Raw genomic sequence first — 25629 nt, forward strand, 5'->3', positions numbered from 1 at the left:
TCAGCCGGCGAACGGGTCCCAGCCGGACTCGGACAGGGGCCGGTGCCCGGCCGGCGGCCGGGCCCCGGCCGGCACGAGCCGGCCGATCCGCGTGAACCCCCGGGGCAGCTCGGTCTCGGGCCACGCCAGCCCCAGGAGGCCGTAGTCCTCGCCCCCGCCGGTCACGAGCGCCTCCGGGCTGGTCCCGGCCAGGGCGGCCACGCGGCGCAGGGGTGCGGCGGCCTCCGCCAGCCAGGCCTCGTCCAGCCACGGTGCCGGCGCGGGGCCGGCCCCGCCGGTGGCGGCCGCCATGCGGTGCGCGTCCTTGCCCAGGCCGTCGGAGACGTCCATGAGGGTGAGCAGGCCGGCCGTCACCGCGGCGGGCCCGAGGGCCAGCGGCGGGCGGGGTCGCAGCTGGGCGCGGACGGCGCGGGCGAGCTCCCGCGGTGACGGCCGGTCGGCGGCGGGGAGGGCGTCCGCCCGTCGCTCCAGCTCCGCGCGGTCGGTGAGCAGCAGGGTGAGCCCGGCGGCGGCCCACCCCGGCCCCGGGGGCGCGGCGGCCCGGGGACCTGCCGGCACCGCCTGGGCATGGACGAGGTCGGCGCCCTCGGCGAGCACGCGGTCCCGGTCCGCCGCGGCCGGCGTGCGGCACAGCACTCCGCCGGGGTGCGGGTCCCCGAGCACCGTCACCGCGGCGTGGACCCGTCCGCCGGTGCCCAGGTCGCCCCCGGCCACCCGGCAGTCCGGCGCGCCGAGGTGACGCACCGCGCCCACGATGCCCGCGGCGAACGACCGCACCCAGGCGACCGGCGTCGTCGGCGGCAGGGTGAGGGCGGTGACGAGCGCGGAGGCGGTCCCGCCCATCGCGTTGACGTCCGAGAGGTTCTGGGCGACGGCCTTCCAGCCGGCGTCGTGGCCGCGGGTGCGGGGACCGGCGGGCCAGCGGTGCAGGAAGTCCGTGCCCTCCCCCATCGCGTCCGTGGAGATGAGCGTTCCGCCGCGGGGCGCGGGCACGAGGGCGGCGTCGTCGCCCGGGGCGACGGCGCCGGCGGGCCAGTGGCCGTCCCGGACGGCGGGGGCGAGCCCGGTCAGGACGACCTCCAGCAGCTCGGCCTCCGTGAGGTCACCGACGGTCGCCCCCGCCGCAGCCGCGGGGTCGCGCACCGTCACCGGCGGCCCCGCCGGACCGGGACGCCGGAGGCCCGGGCGAGGGCGTCGCGGAAGGCATGGAAGCGCTCCACCTCGGCGCGCACCGGGTCGACGACGAGCCGTCGGCCGACGTCGGTGGTCGCCTCCTCGAGGCGGCGGCGCGCGCGGCGTCCCCGCGCCGCGGCGGTCCACCGGGTCAGGGGGATCGCCAGCAGGGCCAGCAACACGCCGAGCGCGAGGCCGCCGACAAGCAGCAGCGTCGGGAGGGGGAAGCCCTCGACCGTGGGCGCGGGCGGCAGGGGGAACTGCAGGTACCCGGCCAGGGCGAGGACGCCCAGCCAGCCGGCGCCGACGACGGCGGTGAGGAGGGCGAGCCACTGCAGCACGTCGAGCACGGGGTGCCACCAGCTGCCCCGGCCGGCCCCGAGGTCGGTGGCGGCGATCGCCTGGTCCACGGCGCCGGGGAGCTCCTCGGCGTGCTCCCGGCCCGCGCGGCGGATGGCGGCGGCCCACGGCTCGGAGGCCCCCGCGCCGGCCGCGGCGGCCAGCGTGCGGACCGCGCCGTCGACGACGGCCCGCTGGGTGCCCGAGCGCTCGGGCAGGGAGGTGCGGTGCAGCGCGGGGTCGCGGGCGACCTCGTCCCGGTCGCGGCGGGGGGCGGCGCTCTCGGGCATCAGGTGCAGGCGCCGCAGGGGGTCCGCGCGGAAGGAGTGCATCCAGCGCAGCACGGGCCAGCTGGTGCGCTTGGCCGAGCGCAGCCGGTACGAGCCCTCGACCGCCCGGACGACGGCCGGCACGCCGCCGGCCACGGCCAGCTCGCGCCCGAGCCGCTGCTCGTCCCCGGGCCCGACGCCGGCCGGCTCGCCCTCGCCCGAGGCGGCGGCGAGGTCCGCGGCACGGGCCGCGACGTCCGCGCCCAGGCGTTCGGCGGCCGCGCCGCGCTGGGCGACGATCGCCGCGACCTGCCGGCCGACCTCCTCGAGGCCCTCCCCCGTGCGCGCGGACACGGGCAGCACCCTGACATCGCCGAGGCCGTGCCCCGAGAGCATCCGGCGCAGCGAGGCCAGCACGACGTCCCGGTCCCGCACCGAGAGCCGGTCCACCTGGTTGAGCAGCACGAGGGTCACGGCCGCGTGCGAGCCCATGGTCGCCAGGAACTCGCGGTGCAGCACGGCGTCCGCGTACTTCTCCGGGTCCACGACCCACACCAGCACGTCCACGTGGCCGGCCAGCCGGGAGGTGATCTCGCGGTTGCCCCGCTCGACCGAGTCGATGTCCGGCAGGTCCAGCAGGATCAGGCCGGTGGCGTCGGCGCCGTCACGGCGGCCGAAGCCGAGGAAGCCGGGGCGGCCGTCGTCGAGCACAGGCGCCTCGTCCAGCAGGTGGCGGCGGCGCACGCCGAGCCAGTCGAGCAGGGCGGCCGCACCGCCGCCCTCGCCGGTGCCGTCGCCGTGCTCCGCCTCCGGGTCCAGCCCCTGTCCCCGGCCCACGCCCCAGACCGCGGCGAGCGGCTCGGACGTGGTGGGCCGGGTGGCGGCCACGCGGGCCAGGTCGCGGCCGGTGAGCGCGTTGAACAGGGAGGACTTGCCGGAGCCCGTCGCCCCGAAGAACCCGACCACGGTGTGCTCCGCGGAGAGTGCCTGGCGCTCCCCGGCCGCGCGCACGGCGGCGTCGGCCCCGGCCACGACGTCCTCGGGCAGGCGGCCCGCGGCCAGCTCGGCGGCCTCGCCGAGGGCGTCCAGGCGGGGGGCCAGGGCGGGGGTGTCGCGGCGGCTCATCGGGGCTCCTCCCCCGCCTCGGCGGCGGACGGGGCGTGCTCGGGCCCGGTCGGGCCGTCGACGCCGGCGGCCACCCCGCGGCGCAGCACCGGCACGAGGGCGCGCAGCTCCTCGGTGGCCTGCGGCTCGCGCTCGAGGTGGAGCAGCGGCAGGAAGCGGTCCGCGAGCACGGTCTCGAGGAAGGCCCGCACGCGGCGCTCGAGCAGCTCATCGGCACGCCGGGCCATGCGGCGCACGGCGTCCTCGCCGAAGATCGACTCGAGCAGCTTCTGCCCGACGACGGCGGCGCCGCCGGCGATGCCGACCTCGATGCCCGCGAGTCCGCCGGTGGAGGCGAACGAGATGATCATGAGGGCCACGGCCGCGCCGTTCACGCCGGTGGCCGCCAGGCGGGCGCGCGTGCGCTTGCCCGCGCCCTCCTCCTGGATCAGCGCCAGCACGTCCGACTGCCAGTCCCGCACGACGTCGGCCGCCCGCGCCGATGCGTCCGGCGTCAGGGCGCCCAGGTCACGCCCGGCCACGAGGGCCCGGCCCGCCGGCTCGGACGCCCAGCGCCGCTCGATCTGCTCGGCGGCCGCGGCGGCCGCCTCGACCATCACGGCGTGCAGGCCCGTCTCCAGGGCGGTCTCGACCTCCTCGGGCGGTGCCGGGCGCCCGCGCACGAGGGCGCCGAGGCGGTCCCGCAGCCGGCCGATCGTGGTCTCGACGCCGCGGAAGAACTCCCCCGTGCCGACGAAGTCCTGCCAGCGGGAGAGCACCTCGCCGCGCAGCAGCGTCCCGTCCGAGGTGGCCTCGCGGACCCGGCCGACGGCCTGGTCCGTGGAATCCGCCACGATCCGGGCGAGCAGGTCCGCAGCGTGCCGCTGCTCCTCCTCGGCGCGGGCCAGGTCGGCGACGCGGGCGGCCAGCTGGCCCAGCACGCCGTCCACGGTCCGGCGGGCGACGGCGCCGCGCGCCTGGGCGTCGGCGGCGAGGGTCTCGAGCCAGGCGCGCAGACCCGCGACGTGCTCCTGCGGGAGCAGGCCGCGCTCGTCGAAGCGGGTCTCGGGGATCACGTGGATCCGGGCGTCGGCGAGGCCGCGCTCGGTGAGCATGCGCCGCAGGTCCGGGGTGATGTCCTCCGCCGCGCCCTCGGGCACGCGGCCGAGCACGACGGCCACGGTGATGTCGCGGGCGGCGGCCTCGTCCAGCAGCTGCCAGGGCACGGCGTCGGCGTAGCGGTGCGCCGTCGTCGTGAAGATCCACAGGTCGGCGGCTTCGAGGAGCTGCCGGGCCAGCGCGCGGTTCTGGTCCGCCACGGAGTCGATGTCCGGGGCGTCCACGAGGGCGATGCCCGAGGGCAGCGCGGGCTCGGCCACGAGCCCGACCGTGTCCATCGCGGACTGGTCGGGTTCGACAGGGCCGGCGGCCGCGTCGCGATGCACGCTGACGCGGGCGAGGTCGGGCAGCACCCGCGGGCCCGTGAACCAGTGGGCGTCGGCGGGGTTGTGCAGCAGCAGCGGCTGGCGCGTGGTGGGCCGCAGGGCGGAGGAGCGGGAGACCTCGTGGCCGACGAGCGCGTTCACCAGCGTGGACTTGCCCGCACCGGTGGAGCCGCCCACGACGGCCAGCAGCGGCGCGTCGAGCGAGTCGAGGCGGGGCAGCACGTAGTCGTCGATCTGGTGCAGGGTGCGCTCGCGCTCGGCGCGGTCCTGCCCCGCGGTGACGGTCTCGAAGGGCAGCTCGAGCGCGGCGAGGTGCTCGCGCACGCGGCGGACGGCCGTGTCGACACCGAGGTCTGGGACGTTCTGATCCGTGTGTGGCACGTGGGCCATCGTCTCACGGGCGCGCGCCGGCCGCCCATCCCGCCGGCCCGGCGGAGGAGGCCCGGAAACGACGGAAGCCCGGTCCGCAGGGACCGGGCTTCCTGTCACTCGGGTGACCCCAGCGGGATTTGAACCCGCGTTACCGCCGTGAGAGGGCGGCGTACTAGGCCGCTATACGATGGGGCCGAGCGCGCTGTCCGCGTGTGCGGAAGCGATGCCGTGGAGACCTTCTTCTGCGCCTGCGTCTCCTGTTCAGGCGGCGGATGCGTTCATCCGCCCGTGCCGTTCCGGTCTGAGGACCGGGCGACGACTGCGTGACCCCAGCGGGATTTGAACCCGCGTTACCGCCGTGAGAGGGCGGCGTACTAGGCCGCTATACGATGGGGCCGTGCGCCACGTCCGAGCGTCTCCGCCCGTGCGCGTTCACTGAGTCCGAAGACTCGCTGGGGTACCAGGACTCGAACCTAGAATGACGGTACCAGAAACCGTTGTGTTGCCAATTACACCATACCCCACTGTCGGTCAAGCATGCCTGACCGATGTGCATCATATTCATGAGCTCGGTGTTCCCGGATCTCTCCGGCAACGAGTAAGAACTCTACACCCTCCGGGCGGCGCGTGCAAAATCGGCGGGTCAGGCCGCCAGCCAGGTCCGCAGCCCGCCGATCGCCCGCATCCGCCAGCATGCGTGCTCCTCGTCCCAGAGCGGCTCCTCCGCCCCGCCGTGGGCGGGGGCGTCGGGGCTCATCCACACCGGGACGAGCCCCGCCGACCGGGCCCCCTCGACGTCGTGGTGCAGGCTGTCCCCCACCATGAGGGTGCGTCCCGGGTCCGTGCCCAGGCGGGAGCAGCCGGCGAGGAAGGGGGCCGGGTCCGGCTTCGGGGCCCCGGTCGTGTCCGAGCCGATCAGCACCTCGACCCACTCCAGACCGAGGGCGTCGGCCTTGCCGCGCTGGTAGGCCTCCACGTTATTCGTGACGATCCCCACGCCACGGCCTGTTCCCCGCACCTCGGCGAGCACGTCGGCGGTCGCGGGGAACAGCGCCCAGTGCCCGCGCACGACCTCTTCGTAGTCGGTGGTCCACAGGCCGTCGAGCGGGATCGCCGCGTCCTCGGGCACGCCGAGCGCGCACAGGGCGTCGGCCACGCGGGCCAGCCGCTGCTCCTCGAACGTCAGCTCCCCGGCCACGTAGCGCCCGTAGTGGCCGCCGGCGTCGGACGCGAAGGCGTCGGTGGCCTCGGCCAGCACCGCCGGGTCGACGTCGGCGGCCCCGGCCCACTGCCGGCGCACCGTCGCGTCGAACGCGGCGTGCTGGGCGGAGCGCAGATCCAGCAGCGTGTCGTCCAGGTCGAAGAGGACGGCGTCCCAGGCCGGCGGCGCGGGCGCGCCCGCGGACCCGCCGGCCGGCGTCGTGCTGGCGCCCCGGCTCATGCGTCGGTGGGCCGGCCCTGGTCCAGGCCCTGCTCCGCGGCGAAGCGGTCCAGGCGGGCGAGCGCGGAGTCGCGGCCCAGGATCTCAAGCGACTCGAAGAGCGGCGGGGACACCTTGCGGCCGGTCACCGCGACGCGCACGGGGCCGAACGCCTGGCGCGGCTTGAGGCCCAGGCCGTCGATGAGGGCGGACCGCAGCGCCGCCTCGATGCGCTCGGTGGTGAACTCGTCCTCGGGCAGGGCGGCCAGCGCCTCCCGGGCCGCGGCGACGGCGGCCCCCAGGTCCGCCGGCATCCCCTTGAGGGCGCCCTCGGCCGTCCGGACGTCCCGGTCCGCCGTGAAGAGGAAGGCGAGCATCTCGACGGCCTCGCCGAGCAGCTGCACACGCTCCTGCACGAGCGGGGCCGCGGCGGTGAGGATCTGCATCTCCCGCTCCGTCAGGTGCTCGCCCACGAGGCCGGCCGCGTGCAGGTAGGGCACGAGACGGTCACGGAAGTCGGCCACGTCGAGCATGCGCACGTGCGTGCCGTTGATCGCGATCGCCTTCTTCTCGTCGAAGCGGGCGGGGTTGGCCAGCACCTTGTGCACGTCGAAGTGCTCCACGAACTGCTGCGGGGTGAAGATGTCCTCGTCCGCGGAGAGGGACCAGCCCAGCAGGCCGAGGTAGTTCAGCAGGCCCTCCGGGATGAAGCCGTTGTCCCGGTGCAGGAACAGGTTGGCCTGCGGGTCGCGCTTGGAGAGCTTCTTGTTGCCCTCGCCCATCACGTAGGGCAGGTGGCCGAACACCGGCATGTACCGGGCGACGCCGATCGCGTGCAGGGCGCGGTAGAGCGCGATCTGGCGCGGAGTCGAGGAGAGCAGGTCCTCACCGCGCAGCACGTGGGTGATGCCCATGAGCGCGTCGTCCACCGGGTTCACGAGGGTGTACAGCGGCGAGCCGTCCGCGCGCACCACCACGAAGTCCGGCACGGAGCCGGCCTTGAAGGTGATCTCCCCGCGCACCAGGTCGGTGAAGGTGATGTCCTCGTCCGGCATGCGCAGCCGCCAGACCGGCGCGCGGCCCTCGGCCTCGAAGGCGGCGATCTGCTCGTCCGTGAGGTCGCGGTCGTGGCCGTCGTAGCCGAGCTTGGGGTCGCGGCCGGCGGCCCGGTGACGGGCCTCGGTCTCCTCGGGGCTCGAGTAGGACGGGTAGATGTGTCCGCCGGCCTTGAGCTTCTCGATCACGTCCGCGTAGATCTGCCCGCGCTGGGACTGACGGTACGGCTCGTGCGGGCCGCCGACCTCGACGCCCTCGTCCCAGTCGATCCCGAGCCAGCGCATCGCCTCGACCAGTTGCTGGTAGGACTCCTCCGAGTCGCGCTTGGCATCCGTGTCCTCGATGCGGAACACGAGGGTGCCGCCGGTGTGCCGCGCCCAGCCCCAGTTGAACAGGACGGTGCGGATCAGCCCCACGTGGGGGGTGCCGGTGGGCGAGGGGGCGAAGCGCACGCGCACGGGGGTCTCGGCGTCCACCTGGGGGACGTCGGCGAAGGGGGCGGGGGCGTTCTCGGACACGGGAGCGGTGGCGTCAGTCATGATGCCCCGAGTCTACGCGGGGGCCCGGACGCCGTCGTCGGGCGCCTGCGTCAGCGGCGGAAGACGGTGGCGAGGACGCCGATGCCCTCGACCTCGGCCTCGACGCGCTGGCCCTCCTGGACCGTCCCGACCCCGCCCGGGGTGCCGGTCAGGATCACGTCGCCGGGCAGGAGGGTGAACATCTCCGAGGCCGCGGCCACGAGCTCGCGGACGCCGAAGACCATATCCGCGGTCGTGCCGTCCTGGCGGGTCTCACCGTCGAGGCGGGACGTGATGCGCAGGCCGCCGGTCGGCTCCACGTCCAGCTCGGTCTCGATCCACGGGCCCAGCGGGCAGGCGCCGTCGAAGCCCTTGGCGCGGGCCCACTGCAGGTCGGTGCGCTGGGCGTCGCGGGCGGTGAGGTCGTTGCCCACGGTGTAGCCGAACACGACGTCGTCCACGCGGCTCACCGGCACGTCCTTGCAGATGGTGCCGATCACGACGGCGAGCTCGGCCTCGTAGGAGACCTCCTCCGACCAGCTGGGCAGGGTGACCGGCTCGTTCGGACCCACCACGGAGGTGTTCGGCTTGAGGAAGAACTGCGGGGACGTGGGCACCTCGTTGCCGAGCTCCTTGGCGTGGTCCGCCCAGTTGCGGCCCACGCCCACGATCTTGGAGCGCGGGATGATCGGCGCGACCAGCCGCACGTCCTCGAGGCGGTGGGTCGTGCCGGTCGGCTGGATCCCATGGAAGAACGGGTCCCCCTGCAGGGCGGTGATGCTCAGCTCGGAGAGGTCGGCGTCCGCCGGGCCCTCCACGATGCCGTAGGTCGGTTCGGCCTGGTCCACGAAACGGGCGATGCGCATGGCCGCCAGCCTAGTGGGTGAGCAGCGGGCGCAGTCGCTGGACACCCCACCCGATGCCGACCCCGCTGACGCCGCGAGCCAGACGATTCGGCCGCGGCGGACGGCCCGGGGCGACCGATTCGTCTGGCTCGCGGGCGGATTCGTCTGGCTCAGCGGGGTGCGGCGCGGGGTGCCGGGCGGAGCGGGTCGAGACCGCTCAGCAGCAGCGGCTGCCGGGGTTCGCCTGCTGGCGGGCGTATTCGGCCCGCCAGAATTCCCGCTCGGTCATCGGTGCCCGCCCCGGGTGGTGGGCCCGGTGATGGGCCACGTAGGCGTCGTACTTCCCCTCACCGGAGAGCTGGCGGACCCACCAGCGCGCCCGGGCCCACACCCCGGGCCGTGACGGGCCGGCCGAGCCCTCCGCGGTGGAGGGCCCGGCCGGCTTCGCGCGCGGATCGGCCACGTCAGTGACCCCGCACCGGCTGCCGGTCCGCCGGCAGGGCGTCCCACTGCCGCTGCAGCTCCTTCTCCTCGGCCGTGGCGAACAGCCCGGCCGGGGCGAAGCGCTGCGAGGGCACGTACGGGTCCTGGTGGTCGATGACCTCGGTGCCGCGGAAGGCGCGCACCGTGGCGAGCACCGACGTCGTGATGACGATCAGCGCCAACACCAGGAAGACGACGGAGAGCGTGCCCTGGATGAAGGTGTTGCGGACCACGGCCTCCATGGCCGGCACGGACTTCGCGGCGCCGAAGCTCGTCTTCCCCGCCGCCAGCGCGTCCTGGAACGCGCGATGCTGAGCCCAGTAGCCCACCGCCGGGATGGAGGAGAAGATCTTCTGGAACGACGCCACGGTGGTGACCACGGTGATGAACGCCAGCGGCAGCGCCACGATCCACAGGCCCCGGAAGTGCCGGCGGCCGGCCACGATCGCCAGGACCACCGCGAGCGCGATGGCCGCCAGCAGCTGGTTGGCGATGCCGAACAGCGGGAACAGCGTGTTGATGCCGCCCAGCGGGTCGGTCACGCCCATGATCAGCACGGCGCCCCACGCGGCCACCATGATGCCGGTGCACACCCAGGCGCCCACGCGCCAGCCGGTGTCCTTGAAGCGCGGGACCACGTTGCCCAGGGAGTCCTGCAGCATGAACCGGGCCACGCGGGTGCCGGCGTCGACGGCGGTGAGGATGAACAGCGCCTCGAACATGATCGCGAAGTGGTACCAGAAGCCCATGAGCGCGTCGCCGCCCACGAGCTGGCCCATGATGTGCGCCAGGCCGACCGCGAGGGTGGGGGCGCCGCCGGTGCGGGAGACCACGGTCTCCTCACCCACGAGGTCGGCCAGGTGGGTCAGGTCCTCAGGGACGAGGTTCACCCCGGCCAGGCCGAGGCCCATGACGAAGTCGACGGCGGTCTCCGGGGTGCCGCCGGTGAGGGCGGCCGGGGAGTTCATGGCGAAGTAGATGCCGCGGTCGAGCGAGACCGCGGCCACGAGCGCCATGATGGCCACGAAGGCCTCCATGAGCATGCCGCCGTAGCCGATGAAGCGGGTCTGGCGCTCCTTCTCCACCATCTTCGGGGTGGTGCCCGAGGCGATCAGCGCGTGGAAGCCGGACAGGGCGCCGCACGCGATGGTCACGAACAGGAACGGGAACAGGGAGCCCGGCCACACCGGACCGGTCTGGCCCGAGGCGAACTCGGAGATCGCCGGGGCGGTGATCTGCGGCTGCACGATCACGATGGCCACGGCGAGGCCGGCGATCACGCCGATCTTCATGAAGGTGGAGAGGTAGTCGCGGGGCGCGAGCAGCAGCCACACGGGCAGCACGGCGGCCACGAAGCCGTAGATGATGATGCCCCACGCGATGGTCACGCGGTCCAGGGTGAACAGGGCCACGCCCCAGTCGGTCTCGGCGACCCAGCCGCCGCCGATGATGGCGGCCATGAGCAGCACGAAGCCGATGATCGAGACCTCGGTGATCCGGCCCGGGCGCAGGTAGCGCAGGTACAGGCCCATGAAGATCGCGATCGGGATGGTCAGGGCCACGGAGAACACGCCCCACGGGGACTCGCCGAGGGCGTTGACCACCACGAGCGCGAGGATCGCGGTGATGATCACCATGATCAGCAGGGTGGCCACGATCGCGGCGGTGCCCCCGACGCGGCCCAGCTCGTCCCGGGCCATCTGGCCGAGCGAGCGGCCGCCGCGGCGCATCGAGAAGAACAGGACGAGGTAGTCCTGGACCGCGCCGGCCAGGATCACGCCGACGATGATCCAGATGGTGCCGGGCAGGTAGCCCATCTGCGCGGCGAGCACGGGGCCCACGAGCGGACCGGCGCCGGCGATGGCCGCGAAGTGGTGGCCGTAGAGCACGCGGCGGTCGGTGGCCACGTAGTCCCGGCCGTCGGCCCGGTACTCGGCCGGGGTGGCACGGGTGTCGTCCGGGTGGACGATCATGCGCTCGACGTACTTCGAGTAGAAGCGGTAGCCGATCGCGAACGTCGCCACGGCGGCGAACACGAACCAGATCGCGTTGATCGTCTCGCCGCGGTGCAGGGCGAGCATGGCCCAGGCGACGCCGCCGAGCAGCGCGACGGCCACCCAGACGGCGATCTTCACGGGCGTCCAGCGGGGCCGGCCGGCGGCCTCGGTGGGCGGGAGGTCTTCCGGCGTCGTGGCCGGGCGTGGGGCGCCCTCGGCGGGCGCGGAGGAGCGGTGCGAGCTCACGGGAGTCTCCGTTCGTGGGGTGGGGTCAGACGAGGCGGTGCAGCCAGCCGTGGCGGTCCTCGACGCGCCCGGTCTGGATGCCCTCGAGCTCGGCGCGGATCTTGAGGGTCACGTCGGTCCCGCCGGCCGACTCGATCACGTCGTCGCCGTCGAGCAGGCGGCCGATCGGGGTCACGACGGCGGCGGTGCCGCACGCGAAGACCTCGGTGATCGCGCCCGAGCGGACGCCCTCGGCCCACTCGGCGAGGGTGACGCGACGCTCCTCGACGGCCAGGCCCATGTCCCGGCCGAGCTGAAGGATCGAGGAGCGGGTGACGCCCTCGAGGATCGTGCCGGTGAGCGCCGGGGTGACGAGCCGGCCGTCGGCGTGCACGAAGAACACGTTCATGCCGCCGAGCTCCTCGATCGCGTCGTCGTGGTACTGGTCGAGGAACACGACCTGGTCGGCGCCCTTGGCCGCGGCCTGCAGCTGGGGCAGCAGCGAGGCGGCGTAGTTGCCGCCGGTCTTGGCCGCGCCCGTGCCGCCCTTGCCGGCGCGGGCGTAGTCGCGCGAGACCCAGATGGTCACCGGCTTGAGCTCGCCGCCGAAGTAGTTGCCGGCCGGGGAGGCGATCACCATGTACCGCACCTGCCGGGCCGGGCGGACGCCGAGGAACGCCTCGGAGGCGAACATGAAGGGGCGCAGGTAGAGGGACTGGCCCGGGCCGGTGGGCACCCAGGCCCGGTCCGCCTCGAGCTGGGCCCGCAGCGAGCCGAGGAACAGCTCCTCGGGCAGCTCCGGCAGGGCCAGGCGGCGGGCGGAGCGGTTCAGGCGGGCCGCGTTGGCCTCGGGGCGGAACGTCCACACCGACCCGTCCTCGTGCCGGTAGGCCTTCAGGCCCTCGAAGATCTCCTGGCCGTAGTGCAGCACCGCGGCCGAGGGGTCCAGGGACAGCGGTCCGTAGGGCTCCACGCGGGCGTCGTGCCACGCGCCCCCGTCCTCGTCCCAGGTCCAGTCGATCGAGACCATGTGGTCCGTGAAGACGTTGCCGAAACCGGGGTCCTGGAGGATCTCGACGCGCTGTTGATCGGACATCGGGGACAGATGCGGTTGCCGCGTGAACACGGTCTCGGACACGGTGGGATCACTCCTCGTGACGGGTGGCGGATGGGACGGCTCCGGTGCCGGGCACGACGCGCGGGGGCCACGGCGCCGGGCGTGGCACACGCCACAGGCCGTCGCCCCATCCTAGACCCGGCGTCGACGCGCCGGGCCCGCGCGTCAGACCCGCGCGACGACGTCGGCGCCCACCTCGGCGGTGGTGCCCCGCGCGCCGTCCACCCGGTCCTTCAGGTGCGCCCACACGGCGGTGCGCACGCGCGACGCCGCGCCGGCCTCGCCCACGTGCTCGAGCAGCAGGGCGGCGGAGAGGATGGCGGCCACGGGGTCGGCGACCCCCTGGCCCGCGATGTCCGGGGCGGAGCCGTGGACCGGCTCGAACATCGACGGCGCCGTGCCCTCGACGTTGATGTTGCCGGAGGCGGCGAGCCCGATGCCGCCGGTCACGGCGGCGGCGAGGTCCGTGATGATGTCCCCGAACAGGTTGTCCGTCACGATCACGTCGAAGCGGGCCGGGTCCGTCGCCAGGAAGATCGTGGCGGCGTCGACATGCATGTAGTCCCAGGTGACCGCGGGGAAGTCGGCCGCCACGGACTCCACGGTGCGGCGCCACAGGTGGCCGGCGTGGACCAGCACGTTGTGCTTGTGCACGAGCGTGAGGCGCTTGCGCTCGCCCGCGTCGGCGCGACGGAAGGCGTCCTCGACGACGCGGCGCACGCCGAACGCCGTGTTCACGGAGACCTCTGTGGCGATCTCGTGCGGGGTGTCCACGCGGATCGCACCGCCGTTGCCCACGTACGGCCCCTCCGTGCCCTCGCGCACCACGGTGAAGTCGATCTCGCCGGGCGCGGCCAGGGGGCTGACGGCGCCGGGCAGCAGGGTGGCCGGGCGCAGGTTCACGCCGTGGTCCAGCGCGAAGCGCAGCGTGAGCAGCATGCCGCGCTCGATCAGCCCGGACGGGATGCGCTCGTCCCCGGGCGCGGCGCCCACGGCCCCGAACAGGATCGCGTCGTGGCGGCGCAGGGACTGAAGGACCTCGTCCGTGAGCGCCTCGCCGGTCTCGAGCCAGTGCTCTGCACCCAGCGGATAGGGGGTGAGCCGGGCCTCCGGGCGTCCCTCGGCACGCAGCGCCGCCTGCAGGACGGCGGCGGCCTGGTCGGTGACCTCGGGACCGATGCCGTCGCCGCCGATGACGGCGATGTCCAAGGGGTCTGCGGAGCTGCGTGTGGTCTCGGTCATGGCCCTCAGGCTACGCGGGGCACGCGTGAGGACCACATCGTGTGACACCCGGTCTCACCCTCCGGACCGACTCAGTCCTCGGCGGGCTCCTCGTGGCGCGGGAAGACCGGCTGCGGGGCGGGCAGCGGCGTGCCGGGGACCAGGTCCTCGTGGAACGCGGCGAAGGACCGCGGGCCGGTGCCGGACGCGCCGGTGCGGCCTGCGTCGCCCTCGGCGGGGACGCCGAGCAGGTCCAGCAGCCGCGAGGCCGAGCCGGGCATCACCGGCTGCGCGAGCAGGGCCACCCGGCGCACGGCCTGCAACGTCACGTACAGCACCGTGCGCATGCGCGGCTCGTCCGTCTTGCGCAGCACCCACGGGGCCTGGTCCGCGAAGTAGGCGTTGACCTCGCCGAGCACGCGCCAGGTCTCCTCGAGCGCGTCGTGGAAGTCCTGCACCGCGTACGCGGACCGGGAGCGCTCCAGCAGGGCGTCGACCTGGGCCAGGACGGCGCGGTCCGCCTCGGTGAACTCGCCCGGCTCGGGCACGGCGGCGCCGCAGTTCTTGGCCACCATGGACAGCGAGCGCTGGGCGAGGTTGCCGAGGTTGTTGGCCAGGTCCGCGTTCTTGCGGCTCACCACGGCCTCGTGGCTGTAGGAGCCGTCCGCGCCGAACGGGAACTCGCGCAGCAGGAAGAAGCGGATGGCGTCCAGGCCGTACCGGGCCACCCATTCCCGCGGGTGCACCACGTTGCCCAGGGACTTGGACATCTTGGCCCCGTTGTTGTTCAGGAAGCCGTGGATCATGACGCGGCGCGGCAGCTCGAGGCCGGCCGACATGAGGAACGCGGGCCAGAAGATGCAGTGGAACCGGGAGATGTCCTTGCCGATCACGTGCAGGTCCGCGGGCCAGTAGCGCGCGAACGCCTCCGGGTCCTCCGCCGGCCAGCCCGCGCCGGTGAGGTAGTTCGTCAACGCGTCGACCCAGACGTAGGTGACGTGGTCGGCGCGCCGGTCGGCGTCGGCGGCCTCGGGGTCCGCGGGCGCCGGCAGGTCGATGCCCCACTGGAAGGAGGTCCGGGAGATGGACAGGTCCTCGAGCCCGGCCTCCACGAAGCGGATGACCTCGTTGAAGCGGTACCGGGGGGCGGCGAAGTCCGGGTGCTCGCGGTAGTGGTCCAGCAGCGGCTGCTGGTACTTGGACAGGCGGAAGAAATAGGACTCCTCCTCCGTCCACGTCACCTCGGTGCCGGTCTCGACGGCGCGGCGCACCCCGTCCTGATCCACCTCGGTCTCGTCCTCGCCGAAGTAGCGTTCGTCCCGCACGGAGTACCAGCCGGCGTAGGAGCCGAGGTAGATGTCCCCGTTGGCCTCCATCCGCCGCCAGATCTCGCGGACGGCCTCGGCGTGGTCCGTGTCCGTGGTGCGGATGAAGCGGTCGTAGGAGATGTCCAGGACGTCGTCGTCCATCTCCTTGAAGACGGCGGCGTTGCGCGTGGCCAGCTCGAGGGCGCTCAGGCCCTGCTGCTGCGCCGTCTGCTCCATCTTCTGGCCGTGCTCGTCCGTGCCGGTCAGGAAGCGCACGTCCCGCCCGTCGAGCCGCTGGAAGCGGGCCATCGCGTCCGAGGCGATGTACTCGTAGGCGTGGCCGATGTGCGGCTCGCCGTTCGGGTAGGAGATGGCCGTGGTCAGGTAGTACGGGGCGCGGGCGTCAGTCACAGTCGTCGAGTCTAGCGGCGGGGCCGGGGCCCGCGCCGAGGACGACGTCGTCCGCGCCGGCGTCCGGGACGCCGTCGGCGGTGACCTGCAGATGGCCCGGCGCAGGCCGCAGGTGGAGGTGGGCCCACGGGGCCACCACGAGCACGGACGCCCCGATCATCTCGGTCAGCTCCTCCGCGTGCGTCGCCACGTGGTAGGCCAGGGTGCTGCGCCCGATCCCGAAGACGAGCGGCACCGCCTCGAGGACGATCGCGCCGACGAAGAACACCGCGCCGCCCGCCACCGTCAGCGCTCGGGTCCGGCGGGGCAGGGCGACGGTGCACAGCGCGAGCAGCCCGAGGACGACGATCGCGGCCGGCGCGCCGAGGATCAGCCACTGGAACGCGGGCAGCGGGTTCTCCCCCGCGAACGGCAGGACCTCCCACAGCTGGCCGGCCTGCTCGTGGATCTGCGTCGATTCGTCCAGGCTCATGGCCGCCAGCAGGGCCGCGGGGGTCAACCACGCGAGCAGGCTCCGCCGCCGGTCCGCCCCCAGCGCGCGACGCACGAGACCCACCGTGGTGAAGCCCGCGGCCCCCAGCAGGAGCAGGCCCGAGCTCCACCACGCCGTGAGGTTGGCCTCGTGGTTCACGTCGAAGACCTCGCGCCACCACGGCACCTGCCGCGGGCCCAGCCCGAACACGAAGGGGAGGGCGAACGACCAGGCGGCGAGCAGGACGCTGACGCCGATCAGCCCGCCCGCCGCGCGCCGGGCCCAGCGGCCCTGCACACCCGGAGGCGTGGCGGGGCGGGCCGCTGCAGCGCGCGCGGTCGGGGCGGGTGCGGGGCGGGGCTCGGGTGGACGCGACATGGACACCATCTCAACACAGGGCGACGCGCGCCGGCCCCGCGATGCCCGCCCGGGCGTCGACGGGTCAGGCGGAGAGGTCCACCTCGGCCGCACGGGCGGCGCCGATGGCCGCGGCCAGCGTGGCCGCGGTGTCTCCGGACAGCGCCCCGTCCAGGGTCAGCACGGCCAGGGCGGCGCCCTCGTCGTCGCGCGAGACGTCCATGCCGGCGATGTTCACGCCCTGCACCCCGAGGGCCTGGCCCAGGACGCCGATCACGCCCGGGCGGTCCTGGTAGGCGAACACGAGCAGGTGGTCGGCCAGCGGCACCTCGAGCTCGTGCCGGTCCACACCGACGAGCTTCTGCACCTGGCGCGGGCCGGTGAGCGTTCCGGTGACGGCGGTCTGGGTGCCCTGCGCGGTCGCGGCGCGCACCGTGACGGTGTTGCGGTAGGACTCGGACACCGCGGTGGTGGTGAGGCGGCACTCGACGCCGCGCTGCTCGGCCAGCACGGGGGCGTTCACGTAGGAGACCTGGTCCGAGACGATGTCCGTGAACACGCCCTTCAGGGCGGCCAGGCGCATCGCGGAGACGTCGTGCTCGGCGATCTCACCGGCGATCTCCACCTCGACGGCCGTGATGGACTGCTCGCCCACCAGCGCGGTGAGCACGCGGCCCAGCTTCTCGGCCAGCGGCAGACCGGGGCGCACGTCCTCGTGGATCGCGCCGCCGGCCACGTTCACGGCGTCCGGCACGAGCTCGCCGGAGAGGGCCAGGCGCACGGAGCCGGCGACGGCGACGCCCGCCTTCTCCTGGGCCTCGGCGGTCGAGGCGCCCAGGTGGGGGGTGACGACGGCGGAGTCGTGCGCGAAGAACGCCAGGTCCGTGGCCGGCTCGGAGCTGAAGACGTCGATGCCGGCGCCCCCGATGGTCCCGGCCTCGAGCGCGCGGGCGAGGGCGTCCTCGTCCACGAGGCCGCCGCGGGCCACGTTCACGATGATCGCGGTGTCCTTCATGCGGGCGAACTGCTCATCGCCGATCATGCCGACCGTCTCGGGGGTCTTGGGCATGTGGATCGTCACCACGTCGGCGCGCTCGAGCAGCTCGTCCAGCTCGACGAGGCTCGCGCCGAGCTGCTGCGCGCGGGCGGTGGTCACGTAGGGGTCGTAGGCGAGGATCTCCATGCCGAACGCCTTCATGCGCTCGGCCACGAGCGCGCCGATGCGGCCCAGGCCGATCACGCCCAGCCGCTTGCCGTAGAGCTCGACGCCCGTGTACTTCGAACGCTTCCACTCCCCCGCCTTCAGCGAGCCGTGGGCGGCCGCGATGTTGCGGGCGGCGGCCAGGATGTGGCCGCAGGTGAGCTCGGCGGCGGAGATGATGTTCGACGTCGGCGCGTTGACGACCATGACGCCGGCCTCGGTGGCGGCGGGCACGTCCACGTTGTCCAGCCCGACGCCGGCGCGCGCGATGACCTTCAGCTGCGGCGCGGCGGCGATCGCCTCGGCGTCCATCTGGGTGGCCGAGCGGATCAGCACCGCGTCGACGTCGCGCAGGTCCTCGAGGAGTCGGGCGCGGTCGGCGCCGTCCGTGCGGCGGATCTCGAAGTCGGGGCCGAGGGCCTCGACGGTGGCGGGCGAGAGTTCCTCGGCGATCAGGACGACGGGCTGGGCTGCGCTCACGGGTGCTCCTGGAGGTGTGGTGCGGTGGGATGGGAGGCGGGCCGGCCCGCGCTCCGGTTCGAGCCTAGACGCGTGACCGGACCGTGGCCGGAATGCGACGCCGGCCCCGGAGCGCGATGCCCGGGGCCGGCGTCGGGGGCTCGGGCGGCTCAGCGGGCCGCCGTGCCCTCGGTGTAGTCGTCGTCCGCGTCCTTGAGCCAGGAGAACATCTGGCGCAGCTCGCGGCCGGTCTTCTCGATCGGGTGGGCCTCGCCCCGGGCGCGGAGCTCCTTGAACTCGGGCGCACCGGCCTTCTGGTCGTCCATGAAGCGCTGCGCGAAGGCGCCGGACTGGATGTCGGCGAGGACCGCCTTCATGTTCTCCTTCACGTCGGGGGTGATGACGCGGGGGCCGGAGACGTAGTCGCCGTACTCCGCGGTGTCGGAGATGGACCAGCGCTGCTTGGCGATGCCGCCCTCGACCATGAGGTCGACGATGAGCTTCAGCTCGTGCAGCACCTCGAAGTAGGCGATCTCGGGCTGGTAGCCGGCCTCGGTGAGGGTCTCGAAGCCGTACTGCACGAGCTGGGAGGCGCCGCCGCAGAGCACGGCCTGCTCGCCGAACAGGTCGGTCTCGGTCTCCTCGGTGAAGGTCGTCTCGATGACGCCGGCGCGGGTGCCGCCCACGGCCTTGGCGTAGGACAGGGCGAGGGCGTGGGCCTGGCCGGAGGCGTCCTTCTCGACGGCGATCAGCGCGGGCACGCCGCGGCCGGCCTCGAACTCGCGGCGCACCACGTGGCCCGGGCCCTTGGGGGCGACCAGGGCGACGTCGACGCCCTCGGGGGCCTGGATGTAGCCGAAGCGCACGTTGAAGCCGTGCGCGAAGAAGAGGGCGTCACCCTCCTGCAGGTTGCCGGCGATGTGCTGGTCGTACACGTCGGCCTGGACCTGGTCCGGGGTGAGGATCATGATCAGGTCGGCCTCGGCGGCGGCGGTGGCGACGTCGACGACGCGCAGGCCCTCGGCCTCGGCCTTGGCGCGGGACTTGGAGCCCTCGGCGAGGCCGATGCGCACGTCCACGCCGGAGTCGCGCAGCGACAGGGCGTGGGCGTGGCCCTGGGAGCCGTAGCCGATGACGGCCACGGTGCGGCCCTGGATGATCGACAGGTCGGCGTCGTCGTCGTAGAACTTCTTCACGGTCATGCTGTTCTCCTCACGGGATGGGTGGATCGGGACGGTCAGCGGGCCAGGGCGCGGTCGGTCATGGACCGCGGCCCCCGGGCGAGGGCGAGGGTGCCCGAGCGGACGAGCTCGCGCACACCGTAGGGCTCCATCATCTCGAGGAAGGCCTCGAGCTTGTCACGGGTGCCGGTGGCCTCGAGGGTCAGGGACTCCGGGGCCACGTCGACGACGTGGGCGCGGAACAGGTCGGCCGCCTGGACGACCTGGCCGCGGGTGGCCGCATCGGCGCGCACCTTCACGAGCAGGTGGTCGCGCTGAACGGAGGAGTCGGGCGTGAGCTCGACGACCTTGATCACGTTGATCAGCTTGTTCAGCTGCTTGGTGACCTGCTCGAGCAGGTCCGTGTCGGCGTCGACGACCACGGTGATCCGGGACAGGCCCTCGACCTCCGTGACGCCCACGGCCAGCGAGTGGATGTTGAACGCGCGCCGGGCGAAGAGGCCGGCCACGCGGGTCAGGGTGCCGGGCACGTCCTCGACGAGCACGGACAGGGTGTGGCGTTCCATCGGTTGCCCTCCTCAGTCTTCCTGGTCCCAGTCGGGCGTCATGTCCCGGGCCACCTGGATCGCGTCGTTGCTGACCCCCGCGGGGACCATCGGCCAGACCATGGCGTCACGGGAGACCACGAAGTCCACGATCACGGGGCGGTCGTCGATGGCGAGGGCCTGGCGGATGGTGTCGTCCAGGTCCTCCCGGCGGTCGCAGCGCAGGCCCGCGGCGCCGTAGGCGTCGGCGAGCTTGACGAAGTCCGGCACCCGGGCGGTGTCGTGGCCCGTGTTCAGGTCCGTGTTCGAGTAGCGCCCGTCGTAGAAGAGGGTCTGCCACTGGCGCACCATGCCCAGCGAGGAGTTGTTGATCACCGCGATCTTGATGGGGATGCGGTTGATCACGCACGTGGCGAGCTCCTGGTTGGTCATCTGGAAGCAGCCGTCGCCGTCGATGGCCCAGACCACGCGGTCGGGCTCGCCCACCTGCGCCCCCATCGCGGCGGGGACGGCGAAGCCCATCGTCCCGAGGCCGGCCGAGTTGAGCCACTGGCGCGGGCGCTCGTAGGCGACGAACTGGCTGGCCCACATCTGGTGCTGGCCGACGCCGGCCACGTAGGTGGCCTCGGGGCCGGACAGGGCCGACAGACGCGAGATCACCTCCTGGGGCGCGAGGAGGCCGTCCTCGGTCTCGGTCCAGCCCATCGGGTAGGTCTCCTGCAGGCGCCGCAGCACCGCCCACCAGTCGGCGAGGTCGGGCAGCGCCTCGGTGTCCGTCGCGAGCTCGGCCACCAGGTCCGGGATGATCTCCTTGACGTGGCCGACGATCGGCACGTCCGCGGTGCGGTTCTTGGAGATCTCGGCCGGGTCGATGTCCGCGTGGATCACGCGGGCGCCGGGGGCGAACGAGGGCAGGTGACCGGTCACGCGGTCGTCGAAGCGGGCGCCGAGCGTGATCAGCAGGTCGGCCTGCTGGAGCGCGGCCACGGCGGGGACGCCGCCGTGCATGCCCGGCATGCCCAGGTGCTGGGGGTGCGAGTCGGGGAAGACGCCGCGGGCGGTGAGGGTGGTGACCACCGGGGCGCCCGTGAGCTCGGCGAGGGCGCGCAGCTCCTCGTGGGCCTCGCCGCGGGCCACGCCGCCGCCCACGTACAGCACGGGGCGCCGGGCCTCGCGGATCAGCCGGGCGGCCTCGCGGATCTGCCGGGGGTGGCCGCGCAGGACGGGGCGGTAGCCGGGCAGGTCGATCCGGGGCGGCCACGCGAACTCGAACTCGCCCTGCTGGGCGTCCTTGGTGACGTCCACGAGCACGGGCCCGGGCCGGCCCGTGGCGGCGATGTGGAACGCCTCGGCGAGGGCCTGGGGGACGTCCTCGGGCCGGGTCACGAGCCGGGAGTGCTTGGTGATGGGCATCGTGATGCCCACGATGTCCGCCTCCTGGAAGGCATCCGTGCCGATCGCGGCGGAGGAGACCTGGCCGGTGATGAACACGACCGCCTGGGAGTCCATGTGGGCGTCCGCGATGGCGGTCACCAGGTTGGTGGCGCCGGGACCGGAGGTGGCGATGGCCACGCCGACCTTGCCGGTGGCCAGGTGGTAGCCCTGCGCCGCGTGACCGGCACCCTGCTCGTGGCGCACCAGGATGTGGCGGATCCGATCGGAGTCCATGAGCGGGTCGTAGGTCGGCAGGATGGCGCCGCCGGGCAGCCCGAACACGTCCGTGACCCCCAGCTCCTCCAGGGAGCGGATGATGCCCTCGGAGCCGGTCATCCGGGTCGGCTCGACGCGGGAGCCCTCGCCGGGCACCCGCGGCTCGACGATCTCGGGCCGGGGGGCCGGACGGCGCTCCTGGACCCGGGCGGTCTCCGTCGGGTGGGAGGCCGGCGTCGGGACCTGCGGGACCGCCGCGCGGGCGTCGCGGGGGGTCGTGCTCATGGGGTCACCTCACTGCGTTCGTCGCTGCGTGTCCGTCGCGGGGGCGTCGGACGGTCGTCGTTCGGATCCGTCGGGCGTCGGGGACCGTGGCCGCGTCGATGACGGATCGGGCCGGCGTGGCGGAGTCTGAGGTGGGGACACGGGCCGCCGGGTCCTTCGGGGTGGTATCAGTATCGACAGCCGTGCGCCCCGTCCGCCATCGACCACCCGCCTGTCTCGCAATGTGAGATAAAGCGTCACATCGTGAGACGACCGGGCGGTCGGGGTCGAATCCCGGGCCTGAGCCCACCCTAGTCAGCCGCCGCGGTGGCGGCCGCCTTCACCCACGTTCCGTGACGGAGCACCCCGCGCACCTCGAGCTCCGGGCCGAGGACGACGGCGTCCGCTCGGCTCCCGACTCGGAGCCGGCCGACGTCGGGGAGCCCCAGGGCGTCCGCGGGCGCGGCCGTCGCCGCCCGCAGCGCGGCGTCGAGGTCGACCCCGGCGGCGACGGCGGAGCGCACCGAGCCGGCGACCGTGGCCGTGGACCCGGCGATGGCCCCGGCGGCCCCGTCTGCGCCGACCACCCGCGCGACGCCGTCGTGGACCCGGACCCGCAGCGGCCCGAGGGGGAACTCGCCGTCGCCGCAGCCGGCGGCGGCCATCGCGTCCGAGACGAGGATCCACCGCTCCCCGGCCTCCCGGGCGACCCGCCGCACCGTGGCCGCGTGCAGGTGGACGCCGTCCACGATGGTCTCGATCCCCACGCGCGGGTCCTCCAGCAGGGCGACGGCCGGCCCGGGCTCGCGGTGGTGGGCGGGCCGGCACGCGTTGTGCAGGTGCGTGGCCATCCGCGCGCCCGCCTCGATCGCCGCGCGCGTGGTCTCGTAGGAGGCGTCCGTGTGGCCGATCGCGACGACGACGCCCGCCTCCGCCAGCCGGCCCACCGCGTCGAGGGCCCCGGGCAGCTCGGGGGCCAGCGTGACCATCGCCAGGTGGCCCGCGCCGACCTCGACGAGGCGAGCGACGTCCTCGGGCTCCGGAGCCCGCAGCGACGCGGCCCGGTGTGCGCCGCGGTGCAGGGGCGAGAGCCAGGGACCCTCGAGGTGCACGCCGGCCAGCACCCCCTCCGCGCACAGGGGCGTCAGGGCCGTCAGCTGCGCCGCGAGCGCGTCGACCTCGTCCGTGACGATGGAGGCCACCACCGTGGTCGTGCCCGCACGGGCGTGGGCCGCGGCCGCCGCGCGTGCCGCGGCCGCGCCGGACTCGAAGGCGTGTCCGCCGCCGCCGTGGCAGTGCACGTCCACGCAGCCGGGAGCGAGGAGGGCGTCGCCGAGGTCGTGTACGGGGCCGTGGGTGCGCGGCGGGTCCCCGCCCCCGACGGCCACCACCCGGCCCTCGGCCAGGGCGATCCAGCCGGGGCCGCCGAGGCGCTCACCGTCATGGACGCGGTCCGCGCACAGCACCGACGGGGACGCGGCGGCCGGCGACGCCTGCTCGGCGCGCGGCCGGTGAGGGACCGAGGCGGGCACGGATGCACCTTCCGGGGTGGGCGGGTCGATGGACGAGGGGCGCTCAGAGGCCCTGCCAGGACGGCTTGGCCTCCCACATGTGGCGGTACTCCCCCGCGAGCTCGAGTCGCCCGGCGGCGGCCTCGTCCACGAGGACGGTCACATGCGGGTGCAGCTGCAGGGCCGTGACCGGCCAGCGCGCGCTCACGGGGCCCTCCACGAGCTGCCGCACCGCCTCGGCCTTGCCCTCGCCCCGGGCCAGCAGGACCAGGTGCCGGGCGTCGAGGATCGTGCCGACGCCCTGGGTGAGGCAGTGGGTAGGCACCTGGTCGAGGTCGCCGTCGAAGAAGCGGGCGTTGTCCCGCCGGGTCTGCTCGGCGAGCACCTTGATGCGCGTGCGGGAGGCGAGGGAGGAGCCGGGCTCGTTGAACGCGATGTGCCCGTCCGTGCCCACGCCGAGCAGCTGCACGTCCACGCCGCCGGCCTCACGCAGCGCCTCCTCGTAGGCGGCGCAGGCGCCCGGGACGTCCGCCGCCCCGCCGTCCGGACCGTGCACGGCCTCCGGGGCGATGTCCGTGCGCGCGACGAACTCCCGCTCGATCACGGTGCGGTAGGACTCGGGGTGTCCCGCGGGCAGGCCGACGTACTCGTCCAGCAGGAACGCGCGGCAGGAGCGCAGGGACAGCTCCCCGTCCCGGACCCGGCGGGCGAGCTCGTCGTAGACGGGCAGGGGCGAGGAACCGGTGGCCAGCCCCAGGACGGCCTCGGGACGGGCCGCCACGTGGGCGGCCACCGCGTCCGCGCCGTGCCGGCCCAGGGCGGCGGCGTCGGGCAGGATGACGACCTCCATCAGCGCGCCTCCCGCCCGGGACGCGGCGGGGTTCCCCCGGCCCGGGCGTCGGTCTCGTGCATGCTCATCCTCTGCTCGTCTCGGCGTGCGGGCCGACCGGCCCTCAGCCCAGGTAGGCGCCCTCGGCGGCCGAGTGCACCAGCTTGGCGTACTTGCCCAGCACGCCCGTGGTGAACTTCGGCTCCACCGGCTTCCAGGACTCGCGGCGGGCGGCGAGCTCGGCCTCGTCCACGAGCAGGTCCATGGTGCGTCCGGCGATGTCCACGCGGATGCGGTCGCCGTCCTGCACCAGGCCGATCGGCCCTCCCTCGGCGGCCTCGGGAGCGATGTGGCCGATGCACAGGCCGGTGGTGCCGCCGGAGAAGCGCCCGTCGGTGATCAACAGGACGTCCTTGCCCAGGCCCGCCCCCTTGATGGCGCCGGTGATCGCGAGCATCTCGCGCATGCCCGGGCCGCCCTTCGGGCCCTCATAGCGGATGACCACGACGTCGCCGGCGGCGATGGTCCCGTCCTCGAGGGCGTCCATGGCGGCGCGCTCACGGTCGAAGACGCGCGCGGTGCCCTCGAAGACGTCCGCATCGAAGCCGGCGGACTTCACGACGGCGCCCTCCGGGGCCAGCGAGCCGTGGAGGATCGCGATGCCGCCGTTGGGGTGCATCGCGTCGTCCATGGTGCGGATGACCTTGCCGTCCACCGGGTCCGGATCGAGCGCGGCCAGGTTCTCGGCGAGCGTCTTGCCGGTGACGGTGAGGGTGTCCCCGTGCAGCAGGCCCTCGTCCAGCAGGGCCTTCATGACCACCGGGACGCCGCCGATGCGGTCCACGTCCGTCATGACGTACTGGCCGAACGGCTTGAGGTCGGCGATGTGCGGGGTGCGGTCAGCGATGCGGTTGAAGTCGGACAGCTGCAGGTCCACGCCCGCCTCCCGGGCGATGGCGAGCAGGTGCAGCACGGCGTTGGTGGAGCCGCCGAAGGCCATGGTCACGGCGATCGCGTTCTCGAACGCGGGCTTGGTCATGATGTCCCGGGCCGTGATGCCCTGGCGAAGCATGTTCACCACGGCCTCGCCGGAGCGGCGCGCGAAGGCGTCACGGCGACGGTCCGCGGAGGGGGCGGCGGCGGAACCGGGCAGGGACATGCCGAGGGCCTCACCGATGGAGGCCATGGTGTTGGCGGTGTACATGCCGCCGCAGGCGCCCTCGCCCGGGGCGATGGACTTCTCGATGCGGAGCAGGTCCTCCTCGGACATGAGACCGCGGGCGCAGGCGCCGACCGCCTCGAAGGCGTCGATGATGGTCACCTGCCTCTCGGTGCCGTCGGTCAGGCGGGCCACGCCCGGCATGATCGAGCCTGCGTAGACGAACACGGACGCCAGGTCCAGGCGGGCGGCGGCCATGAGCATGCCCGGCAGCGACTTGTCGCAGCCGGCGAGCAGGACGGAGCCGTCCAGGCGCTCGGCCATCATCACGGTCTCCACCGAGTCGGCGATCACCTCGCGGGAGACGAGGGAGAAGTGCATGCCCTCGTGGCCCATGGAGATGCCGTCCGAGACGGAGACCGTGCCGAACTCCAGCGGATATCCACCGGCGGCGTGGACGCCGTCCTTCGAGGCCTGGGCGAGGCGGTCCAGGGAGAGGTTGCAGGGGGTGATCTCGTTCCAGGACGAGGCGATGCCGATCTGCGGCTTGCCGAAGTCCTCGTCCCCCATGCCGACCGCGCGGAGCATGCCGCGGGCGGCGGTGCGCTCCATCCCGTCGGTGACGTCGCGCGAGCGCGGCTTGATGTCGGGGGCGGCGGACGGGGTGCTGGGAGTCGACGCGGCGGAGTCCATGCCGCG

At 74.1% G+C, this 25629-nt stretch carries 19 protein-coding genes and 3 tRNA genes; all 22 read right to left on the reverse strand.

From position 1 onward, the window contains the following. On the reverse strand, window positions 1–1149 hold the full coding sequence (locus ACFI33_RS01765) for a thiamine-phosphate kinase (protein WP_363931638.1): 1149 nt from the start codon (window positions 1147–1149) through the stop codon (window positions 1–3). After that, complete coding sequence (locus ACFI33_RS01770; RefSeq protein WP_363931641.1) at window positions 1146–2906, reverse strand: GTPase; 1761 nt, start codon at window positions 2904–2906, stop codon at window positions 1146–1148. Before ACFI33_RS01770 ends, ACFI33_RS01765 begins: the two co-directional genes overlap by 4 nt. Continuing rightward, window positions 2903–4711: a dynamin family protein gene (locus ACFI33_RS01775; protein ID WP_363931645.1), complete on the reverse strand. Its 1809-nt coding sequence runs from the start codon at window positions 4709–4711 to the stop codon at window positions 2903–2905. The genes ACFI33_RS01770 and ACFI33_RS01775 overlap by 4 nt, the downstream gene beginning before the upstream one ends. A 113-nt stretch (window positions 4712–4824) precedes the next feature. Next, window positions 4825–4897: transfer RNA gene (locus ACFI33_RS01780), tRNA-Glu, on the reverse strand. Between the two features lie 129 nt (window positions 4898–5026). Beyond that, a tRNA-Glu gene (locus ACFI33_RS01785) sits at window positions 5027–5099 on the reverse strand. 55 nt (window positions 5100–5154) lie between these two features. Further along, window positions 5155–5226: transfer RNA gene (locus tag ACFI33_RS01790), tRNA-Gln, on the reverse strand. A gap of 119 nt (window positions 5227–5345) precedes the next feature. After that, on the reverse strand, window positions 5346–6143 hold the full coding sequence (locus tag ACFI33_RS01795) for an HAD family hydrolase (RefSeq protein WP_462623689.1): 798 nt from the start codon (window positions 6141–6143) through the stop codon (window positions 5346–5348). After that, window positions 6140–7717, reverse strand: coding sequence for a glutamate--tRNA ligase (gltX, locus tag ACFI33_RS01800; RefSeq protein ID WP_363931650.1), 1578 nt, complete (start codon window positions 7715–7717; stop codon window positions 6140–6142). Before gltX ends, ACFI33_RS01795 begins: the two co-directional genes overlap by 4 nt. Window positions 7718–7767: 50 nt before the next feature. Then, the gene (locus tag ACFI33_RS01805; protein WP_100058773.1) at window positions 7768–8562 is read right to left on the reverse strand and encodes a fumarylacetoacetate hydrolase family protein; all 795 of its coding nucleotides are present in this window, start codon (window positions 8560–8562) and stop codon (window positions 7768–7770) included. Window positions 8563–8758: 196 nt separating this feature from the next. Then, window positions 8759–9004 carry a YbdD/YjiX family protein gene (locus tag ACFI33_RS01810; RefSeq protein WP_462623690.1) on the reverse strand — a complete coding sequence of 82 codons (246 nt, stop codon included), beginning with the start codon at window positions 9002–9004 and terminating at the stop codon, window positions 8759–8761. Between the two features lies 1 nt (window position 9005). Then, window positions 9006–11267: a carbon starvation CstA family protein gene (locus tag ACFI33_RS01815; protein ID WP_462623691.1), complete on the reverse strand. Its 2262-nt coding sequence runs from the start codon at window positions 11265–11267 to the stop codon at window positions 9006–9008. Between the two features lie 25 nt (window positions 11268–11292). Further along, entirely contained in the window at window positions 11293–12384 is a 1092-nt protein-coding gene (locus tag ACFI33_RS01820; RefSeq protein ID WP_462623692.1) for a branched-chain amino acid aminotransferase, read from the reverse strand. Between the two features lie 144 nt (window positions 12385–12528). Next, window positions 12529–13605 carry a 3-isopropylmalate dehydrogenase gene (locus ACFI33_RS01825; protein ID WP_462623693.1) on the reverse strand — a complete coding sequence of 359 codons (1077 nt, stop codon included), beginning with the start codon at window positions 13603–13605 and terminating at the stop codon, window positions 12529–12531. Window positions 13606–13676: 71 nt separating this feature from the next. Then, on the reverse strand, window positions 13677–15302 hold the full coding sequence (gene metG, locus ACFI33_RS01830) for a methionine--tRNA ligase (protein WP_036312954.1): 1626 nt from the start codon (window positions 15300–15302) through the stop codon (window positions 13677–13679). Continuing rightward, entirely contained in the window at window positions 15295–16152 is an 858-nt protein-coding gene (locus tag ACFI33_RS01835) for a hypothetical protein (protein WP_227448583.1), read from the reverse strand. Before ACFI33_RS01835 ends, metG begins: the two co-directional genes overlap by 8 nt. A 64-nt stretch (window positions 16153–16216) precedes the next feature. Continuing rightward, the gene (gene serA / locus ACFI33_RS01840) at window positions 16217–17812 is read right to left on the reverse strand and encodes a phosphoglycerate dehydrogenase (protein WP_134416617.1); all 1596 of its coding nucleotides are present in this window, start codon (window positions 17810–17812) and stop codon (window positions 16217–16219) included. A gap of 149 nt (window positions 17813–17961) precedes the next feature. After that, entirely contained in the window at window positions 17962–18993 is a 1032-nt protein-coding gene (ilvC, locus tag ACFI33_RS01845; protein WP_010078979.1) for a ketol-acid reductoisomerase, read from the reverse strand. A 35-nt stretch (window positions 18994–19028) separates the two neighbouring features. Then, window positions 19029–19538 (reverse strand): acetolactate synthase small subunit, encoded by a 510-nt coding sequence (gene ilvN / locus ACFI33_RS01850; RefSeq protein WP_002854209.1) that lies wholly within the window; start codon window positions 19536–19538, stop codon window positions 19029–19031. 12 nt (window positions 19539–19550) lie between these two features. Then, window positions 19551–21452, reverse strand: coding sequence for an acetolactate synthase large subunit (locus tag ACFI33_RS01855; RefSeq protein ID WP_036312965.1), 1902 nt, complete (start codon window positions 21450–21452; stop codon window positions 19551–19553). Window positions 21453–21742: 290 nt separating this feature from the next. Then, window positions 21743–22963 (reverse strand): N-acetylglucosamine-6-phosphate deacetylase, encoded by a 1221-nt coding sequence (locus tag ACFI33_RS01860; protein ID WP_340309473.1) that lies wholly within the window; start codon window positions 22961–22963, stop codon window positions 21743–21745. 43 nt (window positions 22964–23006) lie between these two features. After that, on the reverse strand, window positions 23007–23792 hold the full coding sequence (nagB, locus tag ACFI33_RS01865; RefSeq protein ID WP_063190340.1) for a glucosamine-6-phosphate deaminase: 786 nt from the start codon (window positions 23790–23792) through the stop codon (window positions 23007–23009). Between the two features lie 103 nt (window positions 23793–23895). Continuing rightward, window positions 23896–25623: a dihydroxy-acid dehydratase gene (gene ilvD, locus ACFI33_RS01870; protein WP_069941567.1), complete on the reverse strand. Its 1728-nt coding sequence runs from the start codon at window positions 25621–25623 to the stop codon at window positions 23896–23898. Window positions 25624–25629: the final 6 nt, after the last annotated feature.

It is taken from the genome of Micrococcus sp. PSi08 (genome assembly GCF_054960655.1).

Coding starts and splice junctions, on each gene's coding strand:
- ACFI33_RS01770 (WP_363931641.1), bottom strand. CDS start 2,906: ATGAGCCGCCGCGACACCCCCGCCCTGGCCCCCCGCCTGGACGCCCTC.
- ACFI33_RS01795 (WP_462623689.1), bottom strand. CDS start 6,143: ATGAGCCGGGGCGCCAGCACGACGCCGGCCGGCGGGTCCGCGGGCGCG.
- gltX (WP_363931650.1), bottom strand. CDS start 7,717: ATGACTGACGCCACCGCTCCCGTGTCCGAGAACGCCCCCGCCCCCTTC.
- ACFI33_RS01805 (WP_100058773.1), bottom strand. CDS start 8,562: ATGCGCATCGCCCGTTTCGTGGACCAGGCCGAACCGACCTACGGCATC.
- ACFI33_RS01825 (WP_462623693.1), bottom strand. CDS start 13,605: ATGACCGAGACCACACGCAGCTCCGCAGACCCCTTGGACATCGCCGTC.
- ACFI33_RS01835 (WP_227448583.1), bottom strand. CDS start 16,152: ATGTCGCGTCCACCCGAGCCCCGCCCCGCACCCGCCCCGACCGCGCGC.
- ilvC (WP_010078979.1), bottom strand. CDS start 18,993: ATGACCGTGAAGAAGTTCTACGACGACGACGCCGACCTGTCGATCATC.
- ilvN (WP_002854209.1), bottom strand. CDS start 19,538: ATGGAACGCCACACCCTGTCCGTGCTCGTCGAGGACGTGCCCGGCACC.
- ACFI33_RS01855 (WP_036312965.1), bottom strand. CDS start 21,452: ATGAGCACGACCCCCCGCGACGCCCGCGCGGCGGTCCCGCAGGTCCCG.
- nagB (WP_063190340.1), bottom strand. CDS start 23,792: ATGGAGGTCGTCATCCTGCCCGACGCCGCCGCCCTGGGCCGGCACGGC.
- ilvD (WP_069941567.1), bottom strand. CDS start 25,623: ATGGACTCCGCCGCGTCGACTCCCAGCACCCCGTCCGCCGCCCCCGAC.